General features: G+C 61.8%; 23 protein-coding genes. 17 read left to right on the forward strand and 6 right to left on the reverse strand.

Annotated features, from left to right (window positions below):
- The first annotated feature begins 60 nt into the window (after positions 1 to 60).
- A complete protein-coding gene (locus Q0899_RS05620) occupies positions 61 to 1,560 on the forward strand; it encodes a replicative DNA helicase (protein ID WP_298357117.1) in 1,500 nt (499 codons plus the stop codon).
- Positions 1,561 to 1,788: 228 nt separating this feature from the next.
- On the opposite strand, the gene der is transcribed toward Q0899_RS05620, so the two are convergent.
- The 3 genes from der to Q0899_RS05635 all read right to left on the reverse strand — a co-directional run bounded on the left by der (position 1,789) and on the right by Q0899_RS05635 (position 5,368).
- A complete protein-coding gene (gene der / locus Q0899_RS05625) occupies positions 1,789 to 3,252 on the reverse strand; it encodes a ribosome biogenesis GTPase Der (RefSeq protein WP_298290424.1) in 1,464 nt (487 codons plus the stop codon).
- 48 nt (positions 3,253 to 3,300) lie between these two features.
- A complete protein-coding gene (locus tag Q0899_RS05630) occupies positions 3,301 to 4,635 on the reverse strand; it encodes a PQQ-binding-like beta-propeller repeat protein (protein ID WP_298290421.1) in 1,335 nt (444 codons plus the stop codon).
- A gap of 79 nt (positions 4,636 to 4,714) precedes the next feature.
- Positions 4,715 to 5,368, reverse strand: a complete 654-nt coding sequence (locus Q0899_RS05635; RefSeq protein WP_299191443.1) for a hypothetical protein — start codon at positions 5,366 to 5,368, stop codon at positions 4,715 to 4,717.
- Positions 5,369 to 5,628: 260 nt separating this feature from the next.
- On the opposite strand from Q0899_RS05635, the gene Q0899_RS05640 reads away from it, so the two are divergent.
- From Q0899_RS05640 to Q0899_RS05695, 12 genes are all read left to right on the forward strand, one after another.
- Positions 5,629 to 6,915, forward strand: a complete 1,287-nt coding sequence (locus Q0899_RS05640) for an efflux RND transporter periplasmic adaptor subunit (RefSeq protein ID WP_299191444.1) — start codon at positions 5,629 to 5,631, stop codon at positions 6,913 to 6,915.
- Positions 6,912 to 10,694, forward strand: coding sequence for an efflux RND transporter permease subunit (locus Q0899_RS05645; protein WP_299191446.1), 3,783 nt, complete (start codon positions 6,912 to 6,914; stop codon positions 10,692 to 10,694). Before Q0899_RS05640 ends, Q0899_RS05645 begins: the two co-directional genes overlap by 4 nt.
- Positions 10,695 to 10,770: 76 nt before the next feature.
- Positions 10,771 to 11,841 carry an agmatine/peptidylarginine deiminase gene (locus Q0899_RS05650; RefSeq protein ID WP_299191448.1) on the forward strand — a complete coding sequence of 357 codons (1,071 nt, stop codon included), beginning with the start codon at positions 10,771 to 10,773 and terminating at the stop codon, positions 11,839 to 11,841.
- Positions 11,842 to 11,992: 151 nt separating this feature from the next.
- The gene (gene alr, locus Q0899_RS05655) at positions 11,993 to 13,012 is read left to right on the forward strand and encodes an alanine racemase (RefSeq protein WP_299191450.1); all 1,020 of its coding nucleotides are present in this window, start codon (positions 11,993 to 11,995) and stop codon (positions 13,010 to 13,012) included.
- A complete protein-coding gene (locus Q0899_RS05660; RefSeq protein ID WP_299191452.1) occupies positions 13,009 to 13,782 on the forward strand; it encodes an ABC transporter permease in 774 nt (257 codons plus the stop codon). Before alr ends, Q0899_RS05660 begins: the two co-directional genes overlap by 4 nt.
- The gene (locus tag Q0899_RS05665) at positions 13,779 to 14,525 is read left to right on the forward strand and encodes an ATP-binding cassette domain-containing protein (protein ID WP_299191454.1); all 747 of its coding nucleotides are present in this window, start codon (positions 13,779 to 13,781) and stop codon (positions 14,523 to 14,525) included. The genes Q0899_RS05660 and Q0899_RS05665 overlap by 4 nt, the downstream gene beginning before the upstream one ends.
- A 220-nt stretch (positions 14,526 to 14,745) precedes the next feature.
- Positions 14,746 to 15,576 carry a DNA repair protein gene (locus Q0899_RS05670; protein WP_298290397.1) on the forward strand — a complete coding sequence of 277 codons (831 nt, stop codon included), beginning with the start codon at positions 14,746 to 14,748 and terminating at the stop codon, positions 15,574 to 15,576.
- 70 nt (positions 15,577 to 15,646) lie between these two features.
- Positions 15,647 to 16,108 carry a paraquat-inducible protein A gene (locus tag Q0899_RS05675; RefSeq protein ID WP_298290394.1) on the forward strand — a complete coding sequence of 154 codons (462 nt, stop codon included), beginning with the start codon at positions 15,647 to 15,649 and terminating at the stop codon, positions 16,106 to 16,108.
- A 14-nt stretch (positions 16,109 to 16,122) separates the two neighbouring features.
- Positions 16,123 to 16,449, forward strand: coding sequence for a hypothetical protein (locus tag Q0899_RS05680; RefSeq protein ID WP_299191457.1), 327 nt, complete (start codon positions 16,123 to 16,125; stop codon positions 16,447 to 16,449).
- 20 nt (positions 16,450 to 16,469) lie between these two features.
- Entirely contained in the window at positions 16,470 to 16,817 is a 348-nt protein-coding gene (locus Q0899_RS05685) for a hypothetical protein (RefSeq protein WP_298290391.1), read from the forward strand.
- A gap of 30 nt (positions 16,818 to 16,847) precedes the next feature.
- On the forward strand, positions 16,848 to 18,215 hold the full coding sequence (radA, locus tag Q0899_RS05690; protein WP_299191459.1) for a DNA repair protein RadA: 1,368 nt from the start codon (positions 16,848 to 16,850) through the stop codon (positions 18,213 to 18,215).
- A gap of 54 nt (positions 18,216 to 18,269) precedes the next feature.
- Complete coding sequence (locus tag Q0899_RS05695; RefSeq protein WP_298290386.1) at positions 18,270 to 18,866, forward strand: CvpA family protein; 597 nt, start codon at positions 18,270 to 18,272, stop codon at positions 18,864 to 18,866.
- On the opposite strand, the gene Q0899_RS05700 is transcribed toward Q0899_RS05695, so the two are convergent.
- Positions 18,863 to 19,654, reverse strand: coding sequence for a hypothetical protein (locus tag Q0899_RS05700; RefSeq protein WP_298290383.1), 792 nt, complete (start codon positions 19,652 to 19,654; stop codon positions 18,863 to 18,865). The genes Q0899_RS05695 and Q0899_RS05700 overlap by 4 nt on opposite strands.
- A gap of 94 nt (positions 19,655 to 19,748) precedes the next feature.
- Complete coding sequence (locus tag Q0899_RS05705) at positions 19,749 to 20,297, reverse strand: pseudouridine synthase (protein ID WP_299191462.1); 549 nt, start codon at positions 20,295 to 20,297, stop codon at positions 19,749 to 19,751.
- 38 nt (positions 20,298 to 20,335) lie between these two features.
- On the opposite strand from Q0899_RS05705, the gene purF reads away from it, so the two are divergent.
- Entirely contained in the window at positions 20,336 to 21,928 is a 1,593-nt protein-coding gene (gene purF, locus Q0899_RS05710; protein ID WP_298290377.1) for an amidophosphoribosyltransferase, read from the forward strand.
- Positions 21,929 to 22,499: 571 nt separating this feature from the next.
- On the opposite strand, the gene Q0899_RS05715 is transcribed toward purF, so the two are convergent.
- Positions 22,500 to 23,078 carry a biotin transporter BioY gene (locus Q0899_RS05715; protein WP_298357080.1) on the reverse strand — a complete coding sequence of 193 codons (579 nt, stop codon included), beginning with the start codon at positions 23,076 to 23,078 and terminating at the stop codon, positions 22,500 to 22,502.
- Between the two features lie 103 nt (positions 23,079 to 23,181).
- Between Q0899_RS05715 and Q0899_RS05720 the strand changes: the two genes are divergently transcribed.
- The 3 genes from Q0899_RS05720 to Q0899_RS05730 are packed head-to-tail and all read left to right on the forward strand — an operon-like array spanning position 23,182 to position 25,424.
- Entirely contained in the window at positions 23,182 to 23,637 is a 456-nt protein-coding gene (locus Q0899_RS05720; RefSeq protein ID WP_299191465.1) for a DUF1284 domain-containing protein, read from the forward strand.
- Positions 23,634 to 24,290 carry an SDR family oxidoreductase gene (locus Q0899_RS05725; RefSeq protein WP_298290364.1) on the forward strand — a complete coding sequence of 219 codons (657 nt, stop codon included), beginning with the start codon at positions 23,634 to 23,636 and terminating at the stop codon, positions 24,288 to 24,290. The genes Q0899_RS05720 and Q0899_RS05725 overlap by 4 nt, the downstream gene beginning before the upstream one ends.
- A gap of 12 nt (positions 24,291 to 24,302) precedes the next feature.
- Positions 24,303 to 25,424: an aminotransferase gene (locus Q0899_RS05730; protein ID WP_298290361.1), complete on the forward strand. Its 1,122-nt coding sequence runs from the start codon at positions 24,303 to 24,305 to the stop codon at positions 25,422 to 25,424.
- Positions 25,425 to 25,427: the final 3 nt, after the last annotated feature.

A 25,427-nucleotide genomic window follows, 5' to 3' on the forward strand; every position in this document is an offset into this window, starting at 1 on the left:
GGTACCGCCAATAGGACACATCTCTCTCGGGGCAGTTTTAACGAGCAGGGGACGCGTGACATGAATGATATGAGCAATATGCAAGGGGAACCTGCGGGTACCGAGGCCGTCGCCGCGCTACCCCATAACATCGAGGCTGAACAGCAGCTCCTCGGCGCAATTCTGACCAATAACGACGTCATGGACCGGGTCGCCTCCATCGTCTCGCCAGAACATTTCTTCGACCCTGTGCACCGCCGCATTTTTGAAACCGCCGCTGCGCGCATCCACAAAAACCTGCTGGTCTCCCCCGTCACCTTGAAACCCTATTTCGAGGAAGACGAGGGCCTCAAAGAACTCGGCGGCCCCGCCTATCTCGTCCGCCTGCAAGGCGCGTCCATCTCTGCCTTCGCGGCCCGCGACTACGCGCAAATGGTGTACGATCTCGCCATCCGTCGCGAGTTGATCGAGCTTGGCGAAGAAATCTCCGCCAAGGCACAAACCGTCGACACGGAAAGCGACCCCAAAAGCCAAATCGTCGACGCCGAACAGCGCCTCTACGCGCTGGGCGAGGAAGGCAAATCCGACAGCGGGTTCCAAAGCTTTCTCAAAGCCGTCACCGACGCGGTGCAGGTCGCCAACAACGCCTATATGCGCGAAGGCGGCATGGCGGGCACCTCTACCGGCCTCACCGATCTCGACAAGAAACTCGGCGGGCTGCACCGCTCTGACCTTTTGATCCTTGCCGGGCGTCCCTCCATGGGCAAAACCTCGTTGGCCACCAACATCGCGTTCAACATCGCCAAGGCCTACAAGAAAGGCATGACCGATCAGGGCGTCGAGGGCGCGATCGAAGGCGGCTCCGTCGGGTTCTTCTCGCTTGAGATGTCCGCCGAACAGCTGGCAGCCCGCGTGCTGTCCGAGGCTTCCGAGGTCCCTTCTGAACAAATCCGCAAAGGCGACATGACCGAGACCGAATTCCGCCGCTTCGTCGAAGCCGCGAAATCGCTGGAATCCTGTCCTCTGTTCATCGACGACACACCTGCCCTGCCGATCAGCCAGCTTGCTGCCCGTGCCCGTCGGCTGAAGCGCACGCACGGCCTCGACGTCATTATCGTCGACTACCTGCAGCTGGTCCGCCCCGCGACCGCCAAGGACAGCCGCGTCAACGAGGTGTCCGAAATCACCCAAGGCCTGAAAGCCATTGCCAAGGAACTCGACATCCCCGTCATTGCCCTGTCGCAGCTATCGCGACAGGTCGAAAACCGCGAAGACAAGCGCCCGCAGCTTTCAGACCTGCGCGAATCCGGCTCGATCGAGCAGGACGCCGACGTCGTGATGTTCGTCTACCGCGAGGAATACTACAAAGAGCGGGAAAAACCCGGAGACCATGACTTGGAGAAAATGGCCGTCTGGCAGCAGGAAATGGAAAATCTGCACGGCAAGGCCGAGGTCGTCATCGGCAAGCAGCGCCACGGCCCCATTGGCACGGTCGAGCTTTCATTCGAGGGCCGCTACACCCGCTTCGGCAATCTCGTCAAACCATGGCAGAACGACGGCGGCGGCGGCGAGGAATTCTAGGGGCTTTGCCCCCGCCGGAGGCACGCGCGACCGCAGGGAGCGCAAAACATCATGCGCGCGTTAGCGCTCTATTTTGAAACGGAACTTCGCAGGCGCGACTCAGGCAAAAATGTGCTATACTAATAGAGAGAAGTCAGTCTACTGCGCTTCATTTCCAGGCATATCCTCTTAGCAATGCGCAAGTGAGATGCTTCCCGAACCGCCGCACCCAAATGCGGCGGTTTCGCTTTAGTCAGGCTTGCGCCCATCCAAATGCTTGCGCAGCTTCGACGGCGCCGCCTTCTTGCGGTTCTTGTATGGGTTGGCGTCGGCCTGAGAGCGCAGGAACATGCGGATCGGCGTGCCCGGCATGTCAAAATCCTCGCGCAGGCCGTTCACCAGATAGCGCGAATAACTCGCAGGTAGCAGATCAGGATGCGAACACATCACCACGAACCCCGGCGGGCGGGCCTTGGCCTGCGTCATGTAGCGTAGCTTGATGCGTTTGCCCTGCGGTGCGGGCGGCGGGTGTTGCTCCAACATGCCCACCAGCCAGCGGTTCAGCTGCGAGGTGCTGACGCGGCGGTTCCATACCTCATGCGCCTCCAGAATGGCCTCGCGCAGCCGCTCTAAGCCGCGCCCGGTCAGAGCGGAGACCGTAATCAGCGGGGCGCCCTTCAACTGCGGTAGCAGCCGGGTGAATTGTTCCTTCAGGTCGCGCAGCTTTTCCTGCTTCGCCCCCTCCATGTCCCATTTGTTAACCGCGATCACTACTGCGCGGCCCTCACGTTCGGCCAGATCGGCGATGCGCAGGTCCTGTTGCTCAAACGGGATATCCACGTCCAGCACCACCACCACGACCTCGGCGAATTTCACCGCGCGCAACCCGTCGGAGACGCTGAGCTTCTCAAGCTTCTCCTGCACCTTGGCCTTCTTGCGCATGCCCGCCGTGTCAAAGATGCGGGTCGGCACGCCGCCCCAATTGGTCACGACGGAAATGGCATCGCGGGTGATCCCGGCCTCTGGGCCGGTTAGCAGGCGGTCCTCGCCCAGGATCTGGTTGATCAGCGTCGACTTGCCCGCGTTTGGGCGCCCCACCACGGCGATTTGCAAAGGTTTAGAGGTACTTGGCGCAACATATTCATGTTCCGCCTCTTCGTCTTCTTCATGAAGCGTCACCTCCACCTCAGGTTCCGCCGCCGGTGCGGTTTCGGCATGCGCCTCCATCAAGGGGCGCAGCTCGGCGGCCAGATCGGCCATGCCTTCACCATGCTCCGCAGACAGCCCAATTGGCGTGCCAAGGCCAAGTGAATAGGCCTCCATCATCCCGGCCTCGCCGGCTTTCCCTTCGGCCTTGTTGGCCCCAAGGATCACATGCGCGTTCTTCTTGCGCAGGATGTCGGCGAAGATCTCGTCCGCTGGCAGCACCCCGTCGCGGGCGTCCACCAGAAACAGGCAGGCATCCGCCATGCCCACGGCGCGTTCGGTCAGCATCCGCATCCGGCCCTGCAGCGACTCGTCGGTGGCCATCTCAAGCCCGGCCGTGTCGATCACGGTGAACTTCAGATCGCCCAGCCGCGCGGCGCCTTCGCGCAGGTCGCGGGTGACGCCGGGCTGGTCATCCACCAGCGCCAGACGCTTGCCAACCAGCCGGTTGAACAAGGTCGATTTGCCCACATTCGGGCGGCCTACTATGGCAAGGGTAAAGGACATGGGTGTAGCCTCAATGCGTCAAGAGGCGGGTCTTACAGCCTATTGGCGTCAACGGAAAGCGGCGAGTTGCCCCTTTTCGGTGACAATATACAGCGTGCCATTGACGATCACCGGGTTTGACGCCGCGCCACCCTTTAACGGGGTGGTGCCAACCAAAGCGCCCGTGGCCGGGTCATAGCTGCGGATCAGCCCGTCATTGGACGCCACCAACAGCCGCCCGCCGGCAAGAATTGGACCGTAATGGGCATAGACCGCTTCCCGCCGCTTTACCTTGCGATTAACAAAATATGGCAGGCGCTCGGCCCAGATGCGTTCGCCGGTTTCCCGGTCCAGCCGCAGCAGCTCGCCCTGATCCGACAGCATGAACACGGAATCGCCCGCCGGCAGCACCGGAGAATAGGCGCCCTCGTTGGCGGTCCAGATGCGCTCACCTGACCCCGGTTTCAGCGCAACGACGCGCCCACCGGAATTGGCCGCATAAAGCACGCCGTCTGACAAGACAGGGTCGCCGGTGATGTCGGAAATGTTGGAATAGGCGCGGCCACGGCGTTGCCCGGCCACAGCAGACCCCCAAACGCGCAGACCTGAAGATTTCAGCGCGGCAACCAGTTCGCCAGACCCGAAAGGCAGGATCGCAACACGGTTCGCCACCACGGGGCCTGACCCGCCAATCAGCGTCGCTTCGCTGGGTGCGCCGGAAAGCTGCCACAGGATGCGGCCGTTCTTGACGTCCAGCGCCCAGCCGCCGCTATCGCGGGTGATGACATAAACCTTGCCGTCCGAGACGGTTGGGGACGATGTGACAGGCGCGTCCAGCTTCTGGCGCCAAACAGTGGCCCCCGAGGTAGGATCCAACGCGATCAGTTCCCCAAATCCGGTGGCCGCGAAAACGATGTTTTCCCCAAATGCCAGACCGCCGCCAGAGGCGTCTCGGTCCTTGTCTGAGGCGGGAACCAATTGGCGCGCCCACAACACCTGCCCGTCCGAGCCGGTGGCCTGAACACGGCTGGCGCTGTCCATGGTGAAGATGCGCCCGCCTGCAACGACAGGGTCCGCGGTGATCCGCGACTTGCGGCCGTGCCCCTGGCCAATATCGACCGAGAAGACCGGTGTCAGCGCGCGGTTTAGCGCCGGATGCTGGACGTTGTGGGTGTTGTCCCCACCCCGATGGGTCCAGCTGGCGTGGTTGATCTGAGCGGGTGCAGCGAAGGCCCGCGCCGCGGGCGCGTCATCAACGGCCTCGATCCGGTCGCCATTTTCGTCGACCTTGGGCAGGCCGTCGCGAATGTCGAAGCGCTCGCCGTCCAGAATAAGTTCGCGGTCGGCGCAGGCGGCAACGCCCAGAAGCAGCAGACCCAGGAATGCCTTTGTTGAGGTTTTCACTGCTCGTAGCCCCTTCTCATTGCGCCCGTTGCGGGTGCTGCCGGTTTGCCCCGGCTATTTGACCCATGCCCCGCAGGGATCAGCCGTCATCGGCGTCAGTATCGCTGATATCTGCGCCCAATGCCACAATCATCTCTGAGGCGCGCCGTTGCAAGCCTGGTGTCGCGTCAGCGGCCTCCAAAAGCGTGCGCAACAGGTCCGTCGCGCCCTCGGTATCGCCCGATTGGATCATCACCATTGCCTTCTGCTCCTGCGCCAATGGGCGGAACGGGCCGGTGATCGCCTCAAACGCCGAGATCTTCTCGGCGCTGTCTGTTTCCGGCGGCAGGGCCAATGCCGCTTTGAAAGCGGCCAATTCGCGGTAAACTGCCGCGACACTTGCGTTGTTTTGCACGCCTTCCAACGCGGCAATGCCCGCATCGGTATCGCCATCCGCCAAAGCAGCGGCGGCGGACAAATGCCCAAGCACAGCTGATTGCGCGGCATCATCGACCTTCAGCCCCGCCAATGCTGCTGTTGTATCGTCACCATCTAGGCTGGCGATTAACTGGTCGCCGAACTCCTGCGCGACTTGCCGCTCGTTCGCTTTGCGCCATTCATTGTAAGCAGCTCCACCCACCAGAAGCAGAACGGCCAAACCGCCAACCCAGCCCCAGCGCTTCAATTGGCCAAAGAGCTTGTCCTTCTGCACCTCTTCGGTGACTTCGTCGATAAAGCTGTCTGTGTTGCTCATCCTGATCCCCTTGGCCGAACCCGCTTTCGGGCCCGCAATCGCCTTTGTTTGCGCGGTCTTACCCCGAAGCCGCAATCCTTGCCAAGAGGCATCGCACAGTCGATGTGGGTCGGTGCACAACGGTGGGGCAATCCTTGCCTTGCGCTGCGTTGCGGAAAAAAGTAATCTAAACCGGTTAGTTTAGCGTAACGCTTTTGAGATGCCCGAACTCAACCGAGCCTCTCCAGCGTCGACGCGAGCGGTATTTAGGACAAGAGATCATGCGCCCAACACCAATTATTATCGCCATTATCGTGGCAAGCGCCCTTTATATGCTGGTCTTTGAACGTGACCGGCTGTTGTCGTTCGCCGCGTCTGACACCGAAGAGGTGGCGCCGCAAGAGACGGTCGAAGCCGAAGCGGAGCCCGCCGCGGAAGACGCGGCATCCGATATTCGTGTGGTATCGGTGGTCGCGTTGAAATCCCAGGCAACCCAAATCGACAGCGCGGTTCTGGTCCGCGGCCGGACCGAAGCCGCACGACAAATTGAAGTCCGCGCAGAGACATCCGGCCTCGTTGAATCTGAGCCGCTGCGCAAAGGCTCCTATGTGGAAGCGGGGCAATTGATGTGCGAAATCGATCCCGGCACCCGCCTAACCGCACTTGCGGAAGCCGAAGCCCGCGTTCCCGAAGCCCAATCGCGCATCCCCGAGGCGCAGGCACGTGTCCCCGAAGCCGAAGGCCGCCTTGCAGAAGCGCGCGCCCGGCTTGAAGAGGCGCTGATCAACGACAATGCCGCGCAAAAGCTTAGCGAAGACGGCTTCGCCTCAGAGACGCGGGTCGCAGGCACCCGCGCCACCGTTTCCGCCGCACGTGCCAGCGTGCAGGCCGCGGTTGCCGGGCTTGAAGCCGCCAAGGCGGGCATCGAATCCGCCCGCGCCGGTGTGCGCTCTGCTGAGGCCTCGGTCGCCTCCGCCCGCAAGGAAATCGACCGGCTCGACGTCAAGGCCCCCTTCTCTGGCCTTTTGGAAACCGACACTGCAGAGCTTGGCGCGTTGCTCCAGCCCGGCTCGCCTTGCGCCACCATCATCCAGCTTGACCCGATCAAACTGGTCGGCTTTGTCCCCGAAAACGAAGTTGCCAAGATCACAACCGGTGCAATGGCCGGCGCGCGGCTGGTTTCGGGCCGCGAGGTTGCAGGCCGCGTGACCTTCCTGTCGCGTTCATCTGATCCGGAAACCCGCACCTTCCGCGTCGAGGTTCAGGTGCCCAACCCCGACCTGCAAATCCGCGACGGTCAGACGGCGGAAATCATTATCGCCTCAGAAGGCAAAACTGCCCACCTGATCCCCGCCTCTGCCATGACGTTGAACGACGAAGGCACGCTGGGGGTGCGGTTGGCCGTGGACGGCAAGGCCCAATTCGCGCCAGTCACGATCCTGCGCGACACGGTTGACGGCATGTGGGTCGACGGCCTGGCGGAACAGGCCGACATCATCGTGGTTGGCCAGGAATATGTGATCGACAACGTTGCGATCGATGTCACCTATAGGGAGGCGAAGGGATGACCGGCCTCGTCGACTGGGCGGGCGAACGCGCCCGCATGATCATCGCCTTCATCATGATGTCGGTGGTGATCGGGGCTTTCGCCTATAACGGGCTTCCAAAAGAGGGCGAGCCTGACATTGAAATTCCGATCCTCGTGGTCTCTGTCCCCTTCCCCGGCATCTCGGCCGCGGACAGCGAAAAGCTGCTGGTCAAGCCGATGGAGGCCAAGCTTCAGGACCTCGACGGGCTAAAGGTCATGTACGGCACGGCGGCGGAAAACTACGCCAACATCGTCATGGAATTCGAATTTGGCTGGGACAAAACCCAGATCCTCGCCGATGTGCGCGACAAGATGGGTCAGGCAGAGGGCGAATTCCCCTCCGGCTTTGAGCAATACACCGTCGACGAGGTCAACTTCTCCGAATTCCCGATCCTGATCGTCTCGCTGTCAGGCGACTTGCCGGAACGCACTTTGCTGCGCGTGACCAAGGACTTACAGGACACTCTGGAGGCCCTGCCCCCTGTCCTTGAGGCCGGCATCGCTGGCAACCGCGACGAAATGCTGGAGGTTATCATCGACCCCCTTGCATTGGAGGCCTACAACGTCACCGCGAATGAATTGATCTCGGTCGTCTCCAACAACAACCTGCTGATTGCGGCGGGCGAGGTCGACACCGCGCAAGGCTCTTTCGCGGTCAAAATCCCGTCCTCCTTTGACGAACCCCGCGACGTGTTTGACCTGCCCGTCAAGGTCAATGGCGACCGCGTTGTCACGCTGGGCGAGCTTGCGGACATCAAACTGACATTCGAGGACCGCGAAGGCACCGCCCGTTACAACGGGTCGGACACCGTTGCGCTGCAAGTGGTCAAACGCAAAGGCTTCAACATCATCGACACCTCCGCGCTGGTGCGGGCGGAGGTCGAAAAGGCGCAAGAGAAATGGCCAGACGAGCTGCGCGACGCGATCAAGGTCGACGTCACGTTGGACCAGTCCAAGACGGTGAACAACATGGTGCAACAGCTCGAAGGCTCGGTCCTGACGGCGATTGCGCTGGTGATGATCGTGGTGCTGGCCTCGCTCGGCATCCGCTCCGCGCTGCTGGTGGGTTTTGCGATCCCGACCTCGTTCCTGCTGTGCTTCATCCTGCTGGGCCTGATGGGCATCTCTATCTCGAATATCGTGATGTTCGGTCTGATCCTGGCCGTGGGCATGCTGGTCGACGGCGCCATTGTGGTGGTGGAATATGCTGACAAGCGTATCTCGCAAGGCGTCGGCCCGATGGAGGCCTTCACGGATGCCGCCAAACGCATGTTCTGGCCCGTTATCTCCTCTACGGCGACCACCCTGTGCGCCTTCCTGCCGATGCTGTTCTGGCCCGGTGTCCCCGGGGAATTCATGGGCATGCTGCCCGTCACGCTGATCTTCGTGCTTTCGGCCTCATTGATCGTGGCGCTGATCTATCTGCCCGTTATGGGCGGCGTTTCAGGCCGCATCTCGCGCGCCATCGGGGTACTGTCCGATGCCGCCCGCGTCCTGCCATGGTTGATCCGCGCGCCGATCGCGCTCGGCTCCATCATGCTGCTGTTCATCGCCGCCATGCAGGTCTTGAACCCCAACTACATCCTGCCGCTCAGCGGGCTCGCCGCGATGATCGTGCCCGGGGTCTGCTTCGTCTTCGCCGCCATGTTCGCCTCCATCATGATGGGCTCCATCGCGTGGCGCAGGCAGGAACAGCGCGTCAACGCAGGCTACCGCCGGTCGTTCTTCGGCAAATTCACCGCGCTGATCGCTGGCAATCCGATCATGCCGCTGGTGGTCATCGCCGGCGTCATCACATTCGTCATGACCGTCTTCACCACTTTCGGGGCCAACAACAATGGCGTCGAATTCTTCGTGGAATCCGAGACCGAGCAGGCCATCATCTACGTCCAGGCCCGGGGCAACCTGTCGCTTGAAGAAAAAGACGCCATGGTTGCAGGGGTCGAACAAGCCGCCCTCTCCACTGACGGCATTGTGTCGGTTTTCGCCTTCGCCGGCGGCGGCGGGTTGAACACCAACAATGGCGGCGCGTCCGGTCCGCTCGACACGATCGGGCAGGTCCAGATTGAGCTTGGCGAATGGGGCACGCGACGCGACGACACCGAAATTCTGGACGAGCTGCAGGCCAAGATGGACGCCATCCCCGGCATCCGCACCGAGATCCTCAGCCAGGACCGGGGGCCCGCCTCCGGCAAGCCGGTCAACCTGCGCCTGACAGGCGACAACTGGGCCGAACTGCAAGAAGCTACCGCAATAGCCACCGACTATTTCGAGACCATGCCCGGCCTCATCACCATCGAAAACACCCTGCCCCTGCCCGGCATCGACTGGCAGATTGATGTCGATGTCGAGGCCGCTGGCCGCTACGGCGCGGATGTGGCCACCGTGGGCGCGATGGTGCAACTGGTCACCCGCGGCTTGCTGCTTGACACCATGCGCGTGGACTCCTCAGACGAAGAAATCGAAATCCGCGTCCGCCTGCCCGAGGAAGAGCGGGTGCTCTCCACCCTCGACAACCTCAAGGTGCGCACGCCGCAGGGCCTGATCCCGCTCAGCAACTTCATTACCCGTACCCCTGTCAAAAAGCTGGGCCAGATCGACCGCATCGACCAGACCCGCTATTTCGATGTCAAAGCGGATGTTGGCCCCGGCCTGATCAAGCTGGTTGAAGGGGAAACACCCGTTGCGATCCTGAAAGCAGACCCCGCAGGTCCGATCACCGACGCGCAGGGCGGCAGCTTCGTTTTGGTCCAAATACTCAAACCCGACCTGACCCAGGACGCGCTGACGGATACGTTCCAGGATGGCGGCTACAACGTCGCTGTTGTCGACGCCAATGAACGCATCGCCACGCTGACCGAGTGGATTGAGACCGAAACCCCCTTCGCCGCCTCGCTGTCTTACGAATGGGCCGGCGACCAGGAGGAACAGCAGGAATCGCAGGCCTTCCTCAGCAGCGCATTTGCCGCCGCATTGGGGCTGATGTTCGTGATCCTGCTGGCGCAGTTCAACAGCTTCTACAACGCCTCTCTGGTCCTTCTGGCGGTGGTCCTGTCCACCGCAGGTGTGCTGATCGGCATGTTGGTGATGGATCAGAAATTCTCGATCATCATGACCGGCACCGGCATCGTGGCGCTTGCGGGGATCGTGGTGAACAACAACATTGTTCTGATCGATACCTATCAGGACTATTCCAAATACATGCCCCGGCTGGAGGCGATCATCCGCACTGCGGAGGACCGTATCCGCCCCGTGCTGCTGACCACCATCACCACGATGGCGGGCCTCGCGCCGATGATGTTCGGCCTGTCGCTCGACTTCTTCGGCGGCGGCTACTCGGTCGACAGTCCCACCGCGCTGTGGTGGAAACAGCTGGCCACGGCCGTGGTCTTCGGGCTTGGCATCGCCACCGTGCTGACGCTGGTCTTCACCCCTGCCCTGCTGGCGTTGCGGGTCTGGATCTCTATGGGAGCCTTTGCCTCGCTCAAGGGCCTGATGGCGCTGGGCGGGCGCAATTCCAAGTCGCGCCAGGACCTGATCCTGCGCCGCCAGGCCGGCCGCGTGCGCGACCCCATCCTGCTGTGGTCCGACCCTGACGATCCGGAGGAAGACACCCCGGCAGAAGAGCTTGAGGACGCCAATTCGACACTCGATGCGGCCAAGGAAAAACTGGCAAAGGTAGCGGACAGGCTTGAGAAGCTGGCAACCGGTGATGACGGAGAAGGGAAACCTTCGAAACCTCTCCGCGCTGCGGAGTAACGCCAGCCACAGGTCAAGGATGCACAGACCGAACCTCAGCGGCCTGCGACGGCGCATCAGCGAAACAGGAAAGCCCATGGACCGCAGGCAAATGATACTGGGTGGCGGGGCAATCGCATCTGTCGGACTGAAGGGGAGTTCTGCAGCTATGGCCGCATCCGGGTTTTACGTGCCACCAGAAGAAGGCCCGCACCAAAGGACATTTATGCAATGGCCCGTAAATCGGCGCGTGTACCGCGACCGCGTGTTTCTCGACATGACGCAGCAGGCCATTGCAGACATTGCCAATACAATCGCCGAGTTCGAGCCGGTGACGATGCTTGCAGCGGCAGATGATCATGCGTCCGCCCGGTCAAGACTATCGGCCAATGTGGAGCTATGGGACGTCCCGACCGAAGACCTGTGGTGCCGGGATGCTGGCCCCATCTTTGTCGTCGATGGCGCAGGCGGATTGGCGGTTAACCACATCCAGTTCAATGGCTGGGGCGAAAAACAAGTGAACCGCCGCGATGCCCGGATTGCAGCAAATGTCGCTGAGCGTCTGGGGTTGGAGCTGCGCCCGTCAGGGCTGCGTGGTGAAGGTGGCGGTGTAGAGCATGACGGGCTTGGCCTCCTGATGGCCCATGAAAGCAGTTGGGCAAACGACAACCGAAACCCCGACCTGTCGCGCGACGAGATAGAGGCGCGCTTGCTGAAGGCCTATGGCGCCGACCGAATGATCTGGTCCGCAGGTGTGCGGGGGGAGGACATAACGGACTATCATATCGACAGCCTCGCGCGGTTTACAGGGCCGGGGCGGGTGCTGATGAACCTGCCAGATGCGCCCAACACAAACGACCCATTCCACACTGCGGCCTTGGACACCTATGACACGCTCGTGGCGGACGGCCTGACGGTGGACGTCATTCCCGAACCTGAGGCTCCGCGGGTGAGCAGCCCCGACTTCGTGGCCTCTTATGCGAATTTCTACGCGTGCAACGGCGCGATCATCGCGGCGCAATTCGGGGACCCGGAGCCGGACCAGATCGCCAGGGACGCGCTGTCGCGGCATTATCCTGACCGCGAGATTGTGACGCTCAACGTCGACCCGTTGGGGGAGCTGGGGGGCGGCATTCACTGCGCCACGCAGCAAATGCCTGCTGTCTGACATGGTCTTGGGCGCGCCTTAGTCGCAAACCTATGTCTGCTCCTTTCTTTGCGCGATCTCCCTTGAAAACGGGCATTTGCCAATTTCCCCGCCCGCTGGGTGGTATGAATTCCCTCTTGACCGCACTCATGAGCCTGTCAAAACCGACCTCATGGCCACCGGAACCCTCACAATCGACCTCGCCGCGCTCCAATCCAACTGGGCCGCCCTCAACGCGATGTCGGCAACCGAGACCGCCGCCGTCGTCAAAGCCGATGGGTACGGCCTTGGTTCTGGCAGGGTCGCCAAGGCTCTGGCCGCCGCAGGGGTCCGCCAATTCTTCGTCGCCGTCACCGAAGAAGCCGCGCCGCTCAGGGCTGCTCTGGGCCCCGGCCCGGTGATCAACGTTTTCTCCGGCCATATGGACGGCGACACCCAGATGATCGCGGATCTGAACCTGATCCCGATGGTGAATTCCCCCGAACAAATCTCCCGCCACAAGACGGCCTTGCCCGGCCACGCCTACGGGCTGCAAATCGACACCGGCATGAACCGCCTCGGGATCGAGGCCTATGATTGGTCGCCTGAGATGGCCGCCGAGGCCACGTTGGTGATGTCCCACCTCGCCTGCGCCGACGCGCCGGATCACCCCGCCAACGACGCCCAGCTGAAAACCTTCCTGTCCATGACCGCAGGCCTGCGCTGCCCCCGCTCGCTCGCCGCTACCGGCGGCACGCTCCTGGGTCCTGACTACCATTTCGACCTCACCCGCCCCGGCATCGGGCTCTATGGAGGTTTCCCGTTTGAAGCCGCAGCTCCAGTGGCCACTGTCGATCTCCCCGTGATCCAGACGCGTACCCTGCAAGCCGGTGAAAGCGCCGGCTATGGCTGCGCCTTCGTGGCCGAGAAAGAAACCAAGATCGCCACCGTCTCCGCCGGCTACGCCGACGGCCTGATCCGCGCCATGTCCGACAAAGCCACGCTCTACGCAGGCGACACGCCGGTTCCGCTCGCGGGCCGCGTTTCAATGGACCTGCTCACAGTGGACATCACCGCGCTGGACCACGTGCCGGACACGCTGCAAATACTTGGGCCCCGGCAAACCGTCGACCAGCTGGCTGACGCCGCTGGTACCATCGGCTACGAAATCCTGACCTCGCTGGGCCCCCGCTACAAACGGGTCACCAAGTGAGCATCCTTGCCGCCATCGGGGCCGCCACACTGGCCTTTCTGGCCTCCATCGGGCGCATCGCGATCTTTGCGGGGCAGACCGCCAGCCACCTGATCCGCCCGCCCTTCTATTTCAAGGAATTCGGCCAGCAGCTGCTGCAAATCGGGTATTTCTCCCTGCCCGTCGTGGGGCTAACCACCATCTTCACCGGCGGCGCGCTTGCGCTTCAAATCTACGCTGGCGGCGCGCGCTTTAATGCCGAGGCCGTAGTCCCCCAGATCGTCGCCATCGGCATGGTGCGCGAGCTTGGCCCCGTGCTCGTGGGCCTGATGATCGCTGCGCGCGTCACATCCTCCATTGCGGCCGAGATCGCCACTATGAAGGTGACCGAACAGATCGACGCGCTGGTCACGCTCTCCACCCACCCGATGAAGTACCTGACGGTCCCGCGCGTGCTGGCCGCGCTGTTGGTCGTCCCCCTCCTCACCGGCATTGGCGACATCATCGGCATCTTCGGCGGCTTCTTGGTGGCCACCAAAACACTCGGCTTTAACGAGGCCGCCTACCTGCAAAACACCGCCGACTTCCTGCAAACCTCCGACATCCTGTCATCACTCGCCAAAGGCGCGGTCTTTGGCACCATCGCGGCGCTTATGGGCTGCTACTATGGCATGAATTCCGGCCGCGGGGCGCAGGGCGTGGGCGGCGCCACCAAGTCGTCGGTGCAAGCCGCCGCGATCTTGATCCTGGCCGCCAACTTCATTCTGACAGGGGTGTTTTTCTCAGCATGATCCGCCTCACCGACGTCAAAAAGTCTTTCGGCACCAACCACGTACTGCGCGGCATCAACCTGCATGTGCCCAAAGGCGAAAGCATGGTGGTGATCGGCGGGTCCGGGACCGGCAAGTCGATCCTGATCAAATCCGTCCTCGGGCTGGTGACCCCCGACGCAGGCGAAATCCTTGTCGACGGCAAGGATGCCACCAAAGGCGACCGCGACGCGTTTCTGGCGCGGTTCGGCATGCTGTTCCAAGGCGGCGCGCTGTTCGACAGCCTTCCCGTCTGGCAAAACGTGGCCTTCCGACTGATGCGCGGGTCCCTCAAACGCCCCAAGGATCAGGCGCGGGAGATTGCTATCGAGAAACTCCGCCGCGTGGGCCTGAAGCCCGACGTCGCCGACCGCTTCCCGGCAGAGCTGTCAGGCGGCATGCAAAAACGCGTGGGCCTCGCCCGCGCAATTGCCGCAGAGCCCGAAATCATCTTCTTTGACGAGCCCACAACCGGCCTGGACCCCATCATGTCCGGCGTGATCAATGACCTGATCCGCGAAATAGTGGTCGAGATGGGTGCGACCACCATGACCATCACCCACGACATGTCGAGCGTCAGAACCATCGCCGACAAGGTCGCGATGCTGCATGACGGGGTGATCCAATGGACCGGCCCGGTGAAGGAAATGGACGCCTCGGGCGATCCGTATTTGACCCAGTTTGTATCAGGGTCCGCCGACGGACCGATTGAGGCCGTGCGCTGACGCAGAATCACCACGCAGCGCCCTGTACACGCTCACTAGATAAAGAAGGTTCCCAGCGCCGTTTGTTGCCAGACGCGCGACAATACCCCATAAACACCCCATATTTTGTATGAACAACCTTGCCCTCTGCCACATTTCCGCCAAATTTTGATTTTGAAACAGGCGGTTAATCGCCTATCCTAAGAACTCGTTAATTAGCGATCTTGGGGTAGGTATTGTCATGACGGGTGCAAGTCGCACGTGGCTGCAGGTGCAGCAGTTTTTCCAGAAAGTGGCGTTGGTCGCTGTTGTCGGCTTCTCAGTCGTAGTTTTGGGGGCCACCTTGGCCGCAGCGCTCGGGCTCGCGCCTTGGCTCAGCTTCACGGCCAGCTACGGCGAAACGGTTGTACCCTATGCCGGCATGATCACGCAGCTGTTCCTTGCCGCCCTTGCTATTAGCCTTTGCTTCTACCTGCCCTCCAACCGCCGCATCCTGGAGCTGGAAAAGTCGCATCGCAACTTCCACATCTCGATGGAGGACATCGCCCGCGCCTACGCAATCGCGCACAAGGCCGACCGCGAAGAGCTGTTCTCGATGTCGTCCGAATTCGACGCGGTGCGCGAACGCATCATGTTCATGCGCGAGCACCCCGAGTTGGAGACGCTTGAGCCGTCTGTTCTGGAAGTCGCCGCGCAGATGGGCCGCGAGGCCCGCGAATTGGCCGAAATCTACTCCGACGAAAAGGTTGGTCGCGCCAAAACCTTCCTCAAGCAACGTCAGGAAGAGATCGAGCAATACCGCGAACGCCTGAACCTCGCGCAGCAAACCGTCAAGGACCTGAAACGCTGGTCGCAGCAGGTCCATGTCGAAGACAGCGTCGTGCAGGCGCAGATGAACCGCTTGGAGGCCGATCTGGCCGAAATCCTGCCGCTCCTGGGCTACGAGATGATGGCCGAAGGGGCGCCCGAGCCCGAGAATGTTGTCGCGCTGCAGCCTGCGCAGGCCAAAGTGCAGGACGGCCCCGTGCCGCTGCCAAAGCCGTTGCCGAAAAAGGACATGGCTGCTGAATAAGTAGTTGGTAACATTGTAAAGATTGAGGAACGGCTTGCACAGAGGGGCAAGCCGTTCCTATGTCTAACCCATGTTTTTGAAACTCTTGAACCTGTCACTGCTGGTGGCTTTCCCCGTCGCGTGGATGGCGCCGTTGCTGAAAGCGGGGCTGTTGCCCTTCTTCAAACTGTCCGAAATCTCGGTGCTCTCCGGCCTGCAATCGCTTTGGGAAAAGGACATCATCCTCGCCGTGGCCGTGACCTTCTTCGCGCTGGTTGCGCCCTATCTGAAAACCGTCGGTTTGGCGTTGATCCACTTTAACCTGGCTTCCCCCAAACTGCTGCCGCCGATCACGCTGATGGGCAAGCTGGCCATGGCCGACATCTTCCTGATCGCGCTCTACATCGTCATCGCCAAGGGCGTTGGGATCGGGCGGCTGGAAACCGGCTGGGGGCTCTACGCATTCACGGCATGTGTGCTGGTATCGCTCTATTGCTCCTTCATGACCAAACCCGCCACGGCCGGGGACGTGGCAAAGCCGCAGAAAACGTAGCCCTGCTGGAATTGGTGCAATACCTGTTCGGTCCAATCTACCTTGGACTGCTGGCGGCGGTGATGGCGGCTCAGCTTGGGTGGCAGGGCTACCGCATGGTCACCGCAATGCCCACGCTGCTGCGCTTCAACGCCTTCGCCTTGCTGGCCATCACGGCGCTGTCGCTGTTGCCCTACCCCGATTACCAAAGCTTCAACCGAGGCTTCATCTGCGCAATCGCACTGCTGCCTTTCGCGGTGATTGCGATATTCACGGAACAGCGTTGGTTCAAATTGCTGGCAACGGGCCATGTGATCTTTGCCTGCACGTTGTTCTATGTGATGGTTCAAGCCGCGCGTTAACGAAGACTGAGGATGTTCAAATGGTTCCCCTGCTGATCGGTATCATCATCGCCGCCGCCGTGTTTGCCGCATTTCTGTGGTCGCTTTATCGGGCGGTCATGACAACGGGCAGGTTGCGGGTGAATTACGCGGTTATGGCCATCTCTACCCTGCTGGTGGTGGCCGGTATCACGTGGAACCTCGCGGCTCTGACTTTTGCCGCCTCGGTCAGCTTGATCGTCTCTGCCGCCATTGGCGTCTGGGCGGATCAGAAATGGTCGAAACTCCTGCCACTGGTGCAAATGGTCCTCGGCGTGCTGTCGTTTTTCGCGGCCACGGACGTGCTGATCCAAGGCGGACTTAGCACCATGCTGCAGAACGGCTTGTAACTGCTGCCGCTCTCGGACACATAAGAGCGCATGGCCAAACAACCGTCCTTAACCTGCACCGAATGCGCCGCGTCCCACACCAAATGGTCGGGACGCTGCGAGGCATGCGGCGCGTGGAACTCCATTGTCGAGGAAAAGCCGCTCTCAGCGGCGGGCCCGGGCAAAAAGTCCCTTGGCAGCACGCGCGGCAAGGCGATTGAGCTGACCGACCTGTCCACCAAGGACAACCCGCCCAAGCGCACCGTTTCCGGTGTGGGGGAACTTGACCGTGTGTTAGGCGGCGGGTTGGTCGATGCCTCCGCCATCCTTGTGGGCGGCGATCCTGGTATCGGCAAATCCACGCTTCTGCTGCAAGCCGCCGCCCGGTTCGGGCGTAACGGCATGAATGTCGTCTACGTCTCGGGCGAGGAAGCCGCGCAGCAAATTCGTATGCGTGCTCAACGGCTTGGGCTGGAAAGCTCACCTGTTAAGTTAGCTGCCGAAACCAACCTGCGCGACGTGCTGACCACCTTGGACAAGGAAGAGCCGGACCTCGTCATAATCGACTCGATCCAGACCATGTGGGTCGACAACATCGAGTCGGCCCCAGGGTCTGTCAGCCAAGTCCGCGCCGCCTGCCACGAGCTGGTCACCTTCGCCAAGAAACGCGGCTGCTCGGTCATCATCGTGGGCCATGTCACCAAAGAAGGCGCAATCGCGGGCCCGCGCGTGGTCGAGCACATGGTCGACACCGTGCTTTATTTCGAAGGCGAGCGCGGCCACCAGTTCCGCATTCTCAGAGCCGTCAAAAACCGCTTCGGCCCCGCAGATGAGATTGGCGTCTTTGAAATGACAGGCCGTGGCCTGACGGAGGTCAAAAACCCCTCCGCCCTGTTCCTCAGTGACCGCGACAAGCCCGCCCCCGGCTCTATCGTCTTCTCCGGCATCGAGGGCACGCGCCCCATGTTGACCGAAATTCAGGCTCTGGTGTCCCCATCCCCGCACAGCCAAGCAAGACGCACAGTCGTGGGCCTTGATGGGCAGCGGTTGGCCACCATTCTGGCAGTCCTGGAAGCCCGCTGCGGCATCCCTTTTGCAGGCCTCGACGTCTATCTGAACGTCGCCGGGGGCATGCGCGTACACGAACCCGCCGCTGATCTGGCTGTTGCCTGTGCGCTACTTTCCGCCCGAGAAGACCACGCTTTGCCCGCTGATACCGTGGTTTTTGGTGAAATTAGCCTCTCTGGTGCGCTAAGACCTGTCACGCAGGCCGAAAACCGGTTGAAAGAGGCGTCAAAACTTGGTTTTGCCTCTGCGATAACGCCGGTTCAGAAGAAGCTACCGAAGGTAGACGGGATGACCCTGCGGATGACGGATGACTTGGTTTCCGTCGTGAATGACATATTTGGGGCCGATTGAGGCGATATACGATTCGCCGGTATTGGCGAGTTGGACAGGAAAGAGAGACGGGACATGGAAGGTTTTACAATCGTAGACGGGGTGGCGGCGCTGATTATCGTCATTTCGGCCATCCTCGCCTATTCGCGCGGCTTCGTGCGCGAATGCCTGTCCATTCTCGGCTGGGTGATCGCCGCCATTGTGGCCTTTATGTTCGCCGCCCGTGGCGTGCCGCTGGTCAAAGAAATCCCCTACGTAAACACCTTCCTGGAGGGCTGCGAGCCCGCCACGATCTTCTCCTTCGCCGTGGTCTTCGCCATCGTGCTGGTGATCGTGTCGATCTTTACCCCGATCTTCTCTGGCGCGGTGCAACGCTCCGTTCTGGGCGGGTTAGATCAGGGTCTTGGCTTCCTCTTCGGCGTCGCACGCGGCGTGTTGTTGGTGGTTGTGGCGATCATCATCTACGACCGCGTGATTGCGGATGAGGCCATCCCGATGGTCGATGACAGCCGCACCGCCCGCGTGGTGGCCGAAATGTCCGGCCCCATCGACAGCGTTGTGCCATCAGACGCGCCTGACTGGGCCGGCAGCACCTATAACAACCTCACCTCGCATTGCGTCGCAGGCAACACGCCCGCAACCGGCGAGACGGCCCCCGCCTCCGACGGCTAAGCGCGTATCGCGCTTGCCGGTGCTTCGGCAAGAAACGCGTCCTTTGCGGCGATGAGCGTCGGCTTCAAAGGTGCCAAGGCAGCCTCAATCTCGCCTATTTCAGCGGTCGGGCTTACCACCAGCTCAGCCGCTGCGAATATCGCACCGCGTTGCGTCGGATAGTGCCGCGCCGCCAGATCGGCGCAGGGGTAGATGTCGCGCGTGTAGGCCCCCTCTTTCAGCATCACGCTTTCAAACAGCGACCGCACCACGCGTTTCATCAGCCAAACGCAGATCCGCTGCCGCTCCTGCTTGTCCGGCGCGTCCTGCATCATCTTCGGCCATTGCGCCAACCACGCATCCGCACTTTTCAGATGACCGACAGCGGCGCGGTCCAGCACCGGCTCCGGCAGATCGGACACATAGTCTTTCCCCCAGACGGTATGGCCGCAGAACGCCAGGTTGAACCGCAGCCACGCGAAGCGCGGGTCTTCCAGCAACTCGGTCTCCGTTGCCATAGCGTTCTCGACCTCCAGATCAGGGGCCGCGATGATGTGAGGAGGGTCCAGTTCCATCACCTTGCGCCCAGTAACCACCACCAGATCAAGATCCGACACACCAATCACCGCCGTCGCCCGCACAGTCGAGCCGCGCAGCGCGACGCTTAGCAGATCGGCCCCAAGTTCCTGATGATAGGCCGCGCAAATCTGGCTGACATAGCCGTCCCAAGGCGGCGTGGGCGGGGTGGCGATCCGGGGAAGCTGGCCGCTGGGACGCACCGCGTGAGCCTGACCAATAGCACGCAACATTGCGGGATCTCCTGCTAGACATTCTGCCTCATGGCTACCACGCGCACCGAGGCGAGCCAAAACGCCGCCACCCCAAAAACCGGCAAAGCCCCGCCTAAATGCTGCGCCAATCGCCTGTTTGCAGCCCCTCAAGCGACCATTCGCCGATGGAATGCCGGATCAGGCGCAAAGTGGGGTGCCCAACCGCCGCCGTCATCCGCCGCACCTGCCGGTTGCGGCCTTCGGTGATGGTGATCTTCAACCAGCTATCAGGCACCGTCTTGCGAAACCGCACCGGCGGAGTGCGCGGCCACAGCCAATCGGGCTCCTCCACCTGCTCCACCCGCGCGGGCGCGGTCTTGCCGTCCTTCAACACAACGCCATTGCGCAGCGCCTGAACCGCGCGGATTTCGGGCTCCCCTTCAACCTGCACAAAATAGGTCTTCGCCATCTTGTTCTTCGGCTCCGCGATCCGCGCCTGCAGCTTGCCATCATCGGTCAGCACCAGCAGCCCCTCGCTGTCGCGGTCCAGCCGCCCCGCCGCATAGACCCCCGGCACGACGATAAAGTCCGACAAGGTCTGCCGATCCGCGCCCTCATTCCCCTGATCGGTGAACTGGGACAGGCAGTTGAACGGCTTGTTGAACAGAATGACGCGCGACATGGTCCTCACCTGCCACATATGGGGGCGAAGGTGCAATTGTGACCCAACTCTGGGGTGACTTTCTGTGGTCCCTGCCCTATCTGTTGTCACAAAGCTGTCACGCGGATTCGGAGCTGCCATCCATGTCGCAATCAGACGCCTCAACGGGCGACGTTACCAGTGCCAATGTAGACGACGAGAACTGGCTTGAAACGCCGTTCGATGACGACAAACTCAAAGAAGAATGCGGGATATTCGGCGTGGTCGGCGTGGCCGACGCGGCAAATTTCGTGGCCCTCGGCCTGCACGCGCTGCAGCACCGCGGCCAAGAAGCGGGCGGCATCGTCTCCCATGACGCAGAAGCCGGATTCCAATCCGCCCGCCGCTTCGGGTATGTGCGCGACAACTTCACGTCCCACAAGGTGATGGAAACGCTGCCCGGCCCGCTCGCCATCGGGCATGTGCGCTACTCCACCGCCGGGTCAAAAGGGCAAACCGCGATCCGCGACGTGCAGCCCTTCTTTGGTGAATTTTCCATGGGCGGCGCGGCAATCGCGCATAACGGCAACATCACCAACGCCGATGCGCTGCGCAAAGAGCTGGTCGAACGCGGCTCCATCTTCCAATCCTCCTCCGACAGCGAATGCATCATCCACCTGATGGCGCGCTCCATGGGCCGCAACATCCCCGACCGCATGGAAGAGGCGCTGCGCAAGGTCGAAGGCGCGTTCTCTGTGGTCGCCATGACCCGCACCAAGCTGATCGGCGTGCGCGACCCGCTGGGCGTGCGCCCGCTGGTCCTTGGCAAAATCGGCGACGGCTACGCGCTGTCGTCCGAAACCTGCGCGCTGGACATCATCGGCGCGGAATTCGTGCGCGAAATCGAACCCGGCGAGATGGTCGTCATCACCGACAAGGGCGTGCAGTCGCATTTCCCCTTCCGCCCGCAAAAGTCGCGCTTCTGCATTTTTGAGCATGTCTATTTCTCCCGCCCCGATTCAATCCTCGGCGGTCGCTCGGTCTATGAGACCCGCGAAAACATCGGCCGGGAGCTGGCCAAGGAAAACCCGGTCGACGCGGACCTCGTCTGCCCGGTGCCGGATTCAGGCACCCCGGCGGCCATCGGCTACTCGCTGCAATCGGGCATCCCCTACGCCATGGGCATCATCCGCAACCAATACATGGGCCGCACCTTCATCGAGCCGACGGAGCAGATCCGCAACATGGGCGTGCGCCTCAAGCTCAACGTCAACCGCGCGCTGATCAAGGGCAAGCGGGTCATTCTGGTGGACGACAGCGTTGTGCGCGGCACCACCTCGCGCAAGATCAAGGAAATGATCCTCGACGCGGGCGCGGCGGAGGTGCATTTCCGCATCGCGTCGCCCCCAACGGCATGGCCGTGTTTCTACGGCGTCGACACGCCGCAACGCGAAAAGCTTTTGGCCGCCACCATGTCCGAGGACGAGATGCGCGACCATCTCGGCGTGGACAGCCTGAAATTCATTTCGCTGGACGGTTTGTATCGCGCTGTGGGCCAAGCCAAACGCGACAATGACAGCCCGCAATATTGCGACGCCTGCTTCTCCGGCGAATACCCGGTGGCCCCATCCGACCAGATCACCAAAGGGTTCGAGCTGAAGGCGGCGGAATAACCAATCCCACCCCGCAGAAACGCACTGTTTCCATGCTTGCGCCTTGAGGCCGCGCCCCATTTCCGACACATTCAGCCATCGGTGAAGTGTGGGGCCTTGTGAAGTTATGCGTCTGTTCGGATTTACCCTGCCCTTGCTGGAGCTGATCTTCTTCGCCATCCTCATTGTTGCAACAATGCTATAGGCACCGAACGGTTGGGTTACGTCTCGCTAACCCGCGCACGCTATACCCCGCATCGCTAGCACAGACGGCAACAGTGATTGCAAACGGGGCGATGGGGCGCAAATCAATGCGCATTGGCAACCGACCCTCGTATTTCGCAAATCACCGGTGATTTAACTGAAAGCGTGGGGCATATCCGCCCTGCGGACGGGCAATCGCGTTTCCCTCGGCGGCGCCGCCTCTTTACCCAAGATGAGCAGCAGACCCAACAGGCCGGATGAAACACTCCGCGACCCGCATATGCGCGCATGCTCCATCACTGTTTCACAAATACCTAAAAGAAAACGCCGCCCCAACCCGGGACGGCGCCAATCTATCGTAGGGCGGGGTTCACCCCGCCAAGCGGGCTTAGCCCTTGCGCAGCGCCTTCATGCCGCCGGCCACAACCATCACGGCCAGGACAGCCTTCACAGCGTCGCCCAGCAGGAACGGGCTGACCCAGTAGGTCCAGATGGTCGATGCGGAGGAGGCAACCCATTTGCCCTCAATCGCGAACATCTCAGCCAGCGCCATCGGCCAGGCCACGCCCGGAATGTAAAGCACAACGGAGGCCAGCAACGCGCCACCGATCATGGCAAAGACGTTCGTTGTCCGCTCTGCCACGAAGCCCGCGATGTAGGCCAAGGCGATAAAGCCGAACAGGAAGCCCGCAGTCGGGCCGACCAAGGCCGCGGCGCTGCCACCATTGGCAAAGACCGGCAGGCCTGCCGCGCCTTCCAGCAGGTAGGCCACAACGGTCAACGCGCCCAAGCGCGACCCGAACGACAATCCGACGATCAGAATGGCCAGCGTCTGCAGCGTCAGCGGCACAGGGATGAACGGCACCGAGAATTGCGCGGCAATGGCGATGAACATCGAGCCCCCCACAACCATCAGCGTTTTCTTCAGAAGTGTGTCAGCGCCGGTGGCGGCTTGCATAAAAGTCATATCTGTTCCCTCAACATGGTGTCCGGGGTCGTTTTCGGCAGCGCAGCATAAGATGTCAAGCGAACCGCCTTGAAATAGCGCTAACATGGTGCAAAACACCGCTATGGCCCCATCTTTTCGCTATCGCCCCCACCATTTTTTGTGCTCTCTCGGGTTCGAGGGGAAGGGGTACTCACCCGATTTCGCGGCCAATATGACGGCGATTGTCATGGGAAAACTGCGCGCCGAGGGCGGTGACCGGACGTTGATCGAAGTCGTCCCCGCCACTGATGATATCTGCGCCCCCTGCCCCAAACGCCGCGACCAGCTCTGCACGGCGCAGGCCAAGATTGACCGTCTCGACGCGGCCCATGCTGAGGCGTTGAACATTGCGGCGGGCGACGTGCTGACATGGGGCGAGGCGCAATCGCGCATCCGGGCCAATGTGCAACCCGGCGATCTGGCGGTGATCTGCGAGTCCTGCTCCTGGCTGGACTACGGCATGTGCGAGGCCGCGCTGCGCCGTCTTCACGATGCCCCCTTGCAAGATGCGCCCACCAATGAGACACCGCGCCCATGAGCAAAGACACATCCAAAACCGCGCTGGTCACCGGCGCGTCGCGCGGGCTGGGGGCGGCCTGCGCCGAATGGCTCGCCGCCAACGGCTTTCACGTCATCGCACTTGCCCGCACCACCGGCGCGCTGGAGGAGCTTGACGACCGCATCCAATCCGCCGGCGGCTCCGCCACCCTCGTGCCGGTGGACCTGACCAATGACGACGCCATGCGCCAGATCTGCCGCTCGATATTTGACCGCTGGGGCAAGTTGGACATGCTGGTTCACGCAGCCATCCACGCAGCCCCCCTCTGCCCCACGGCGCATATGGATGAGAAGGACATGGACAAATCCATCGCCTCCAACATCCGCGCCACGTCGCGGCTGATCGTCAACACCGAACCACTGCTGAAAGCCGGCAAGGGCCAGGCCGTCTTCTTCAACGACGCCGTGCAATCCAACCGCTTCCACGCCACCTATGGCATGACCAAGGCCGCGCAGATGCGCATCGCGCGCTCTTGGCAGGACGAGGCCGCCGCCTCCGGCATCACGGTCCACATCAAGGACCCCAAGCCAATGCCAACCGCAACCCGCGCGCGGTTCTACCCCGGCGAGGACCGCGATGCGTTGACCCCGTGCAAGGACGAGGCCGACAGGCTGCTCGCCGACCTCATCTGAAGGAGCGTTCCCATGAAAATCCGCGAATTCGGCGTCGAAATGTGGATGAACGCGTATGAGAATGACTGCGAGCTGAATCTGGCGGAAACCTGCGTTGCCTCGGTCACACTGGAGCAGCTGACCCAGCTCGCCGGCAAGAATGACACCGTGCTGTCCGACATCATGTCGATGAAGATGACCTACGGCGCTATCGAGGGGTCCGACCGCCTGCGCGACGCCATCTGCACGCTTTACGAGACGCAAAAACGTGAAAACGTCGTCACCACCCATGGCACCATTGGCGCCAATGCGTTGATCTATAAAACGCTCGTGCATCCGGGCGACCATGTCGTCGCGGTGTTGCCGACCTACCAGCAGCACTACTCGATCCCTGAAAGCCAGGGCGCGGATGTGTCGATCCTGCAGCTGCGCGAGGAGGACGGCTTCCTCCCCGATCTTGATGGGCTGAAAGCCCTGATCCGCCCCGACACCAAGCTTATTGCGCTGAACAACCCCAACAACCCGACGGGGGCGCTGATGGCGCGCGAGATGCTGGAGCAGATTGCCGAGCTTGCTCGCACGTGCGGGGCCTATGTCCTCTGTGACGAAGTCTACCGCGGCACGGCGCAAGACGGTGACGGGATGACCGTGTCCATGGCTGACATCTATGAAAAGGGCATCGCGACCGCCAGCATGTCCAAGGCCTTCTCGCTGGCAGGCCTGCGCGTCGGCTGGATCACCGGCCCGCAAGATGTCATCGCGCAGGTGATGATCCATCGCGACTATGACACGATCAGCGTGAGCCAATTGGACGAGTATTTCGCCACCATGGCGCTGGAGGCCAAGGAGAAGCTGCTGACCCGCAGCCGTGACCTGACGCGGCGCAATCTGGAGGTGCTGGACGCATGGATCGAGGCCGAGCCGCGCCTCACCTATGTCAGGCCCAAGGCGGCCACGATCTGCCTTCTCAAATACGACATGGACATGGGTAGCCACCCGTTGGCCGTCGATATCCTGAAGGAGACCGGCGTGTTGCTGACGCCCGGCAGCGCGTTCGACATGGAAGGCTACCTACGCATTGGTTTCGCCAACAGCACCGAGGTGCTTCAAACAGGGCTCACAAGTTTGGGGGGCTACCTGCGTCGCTATGACTGACGC

The sequence above is a fragment of the uncultured Litoreibacter sp. genome (assembly GCF_947501785.1).
Lineage (GTDB): Bacteria > Pseudomonadota > Alphaproteobacteria > Rhodobacterales > Rhodobacteraceae > Litoreibacter.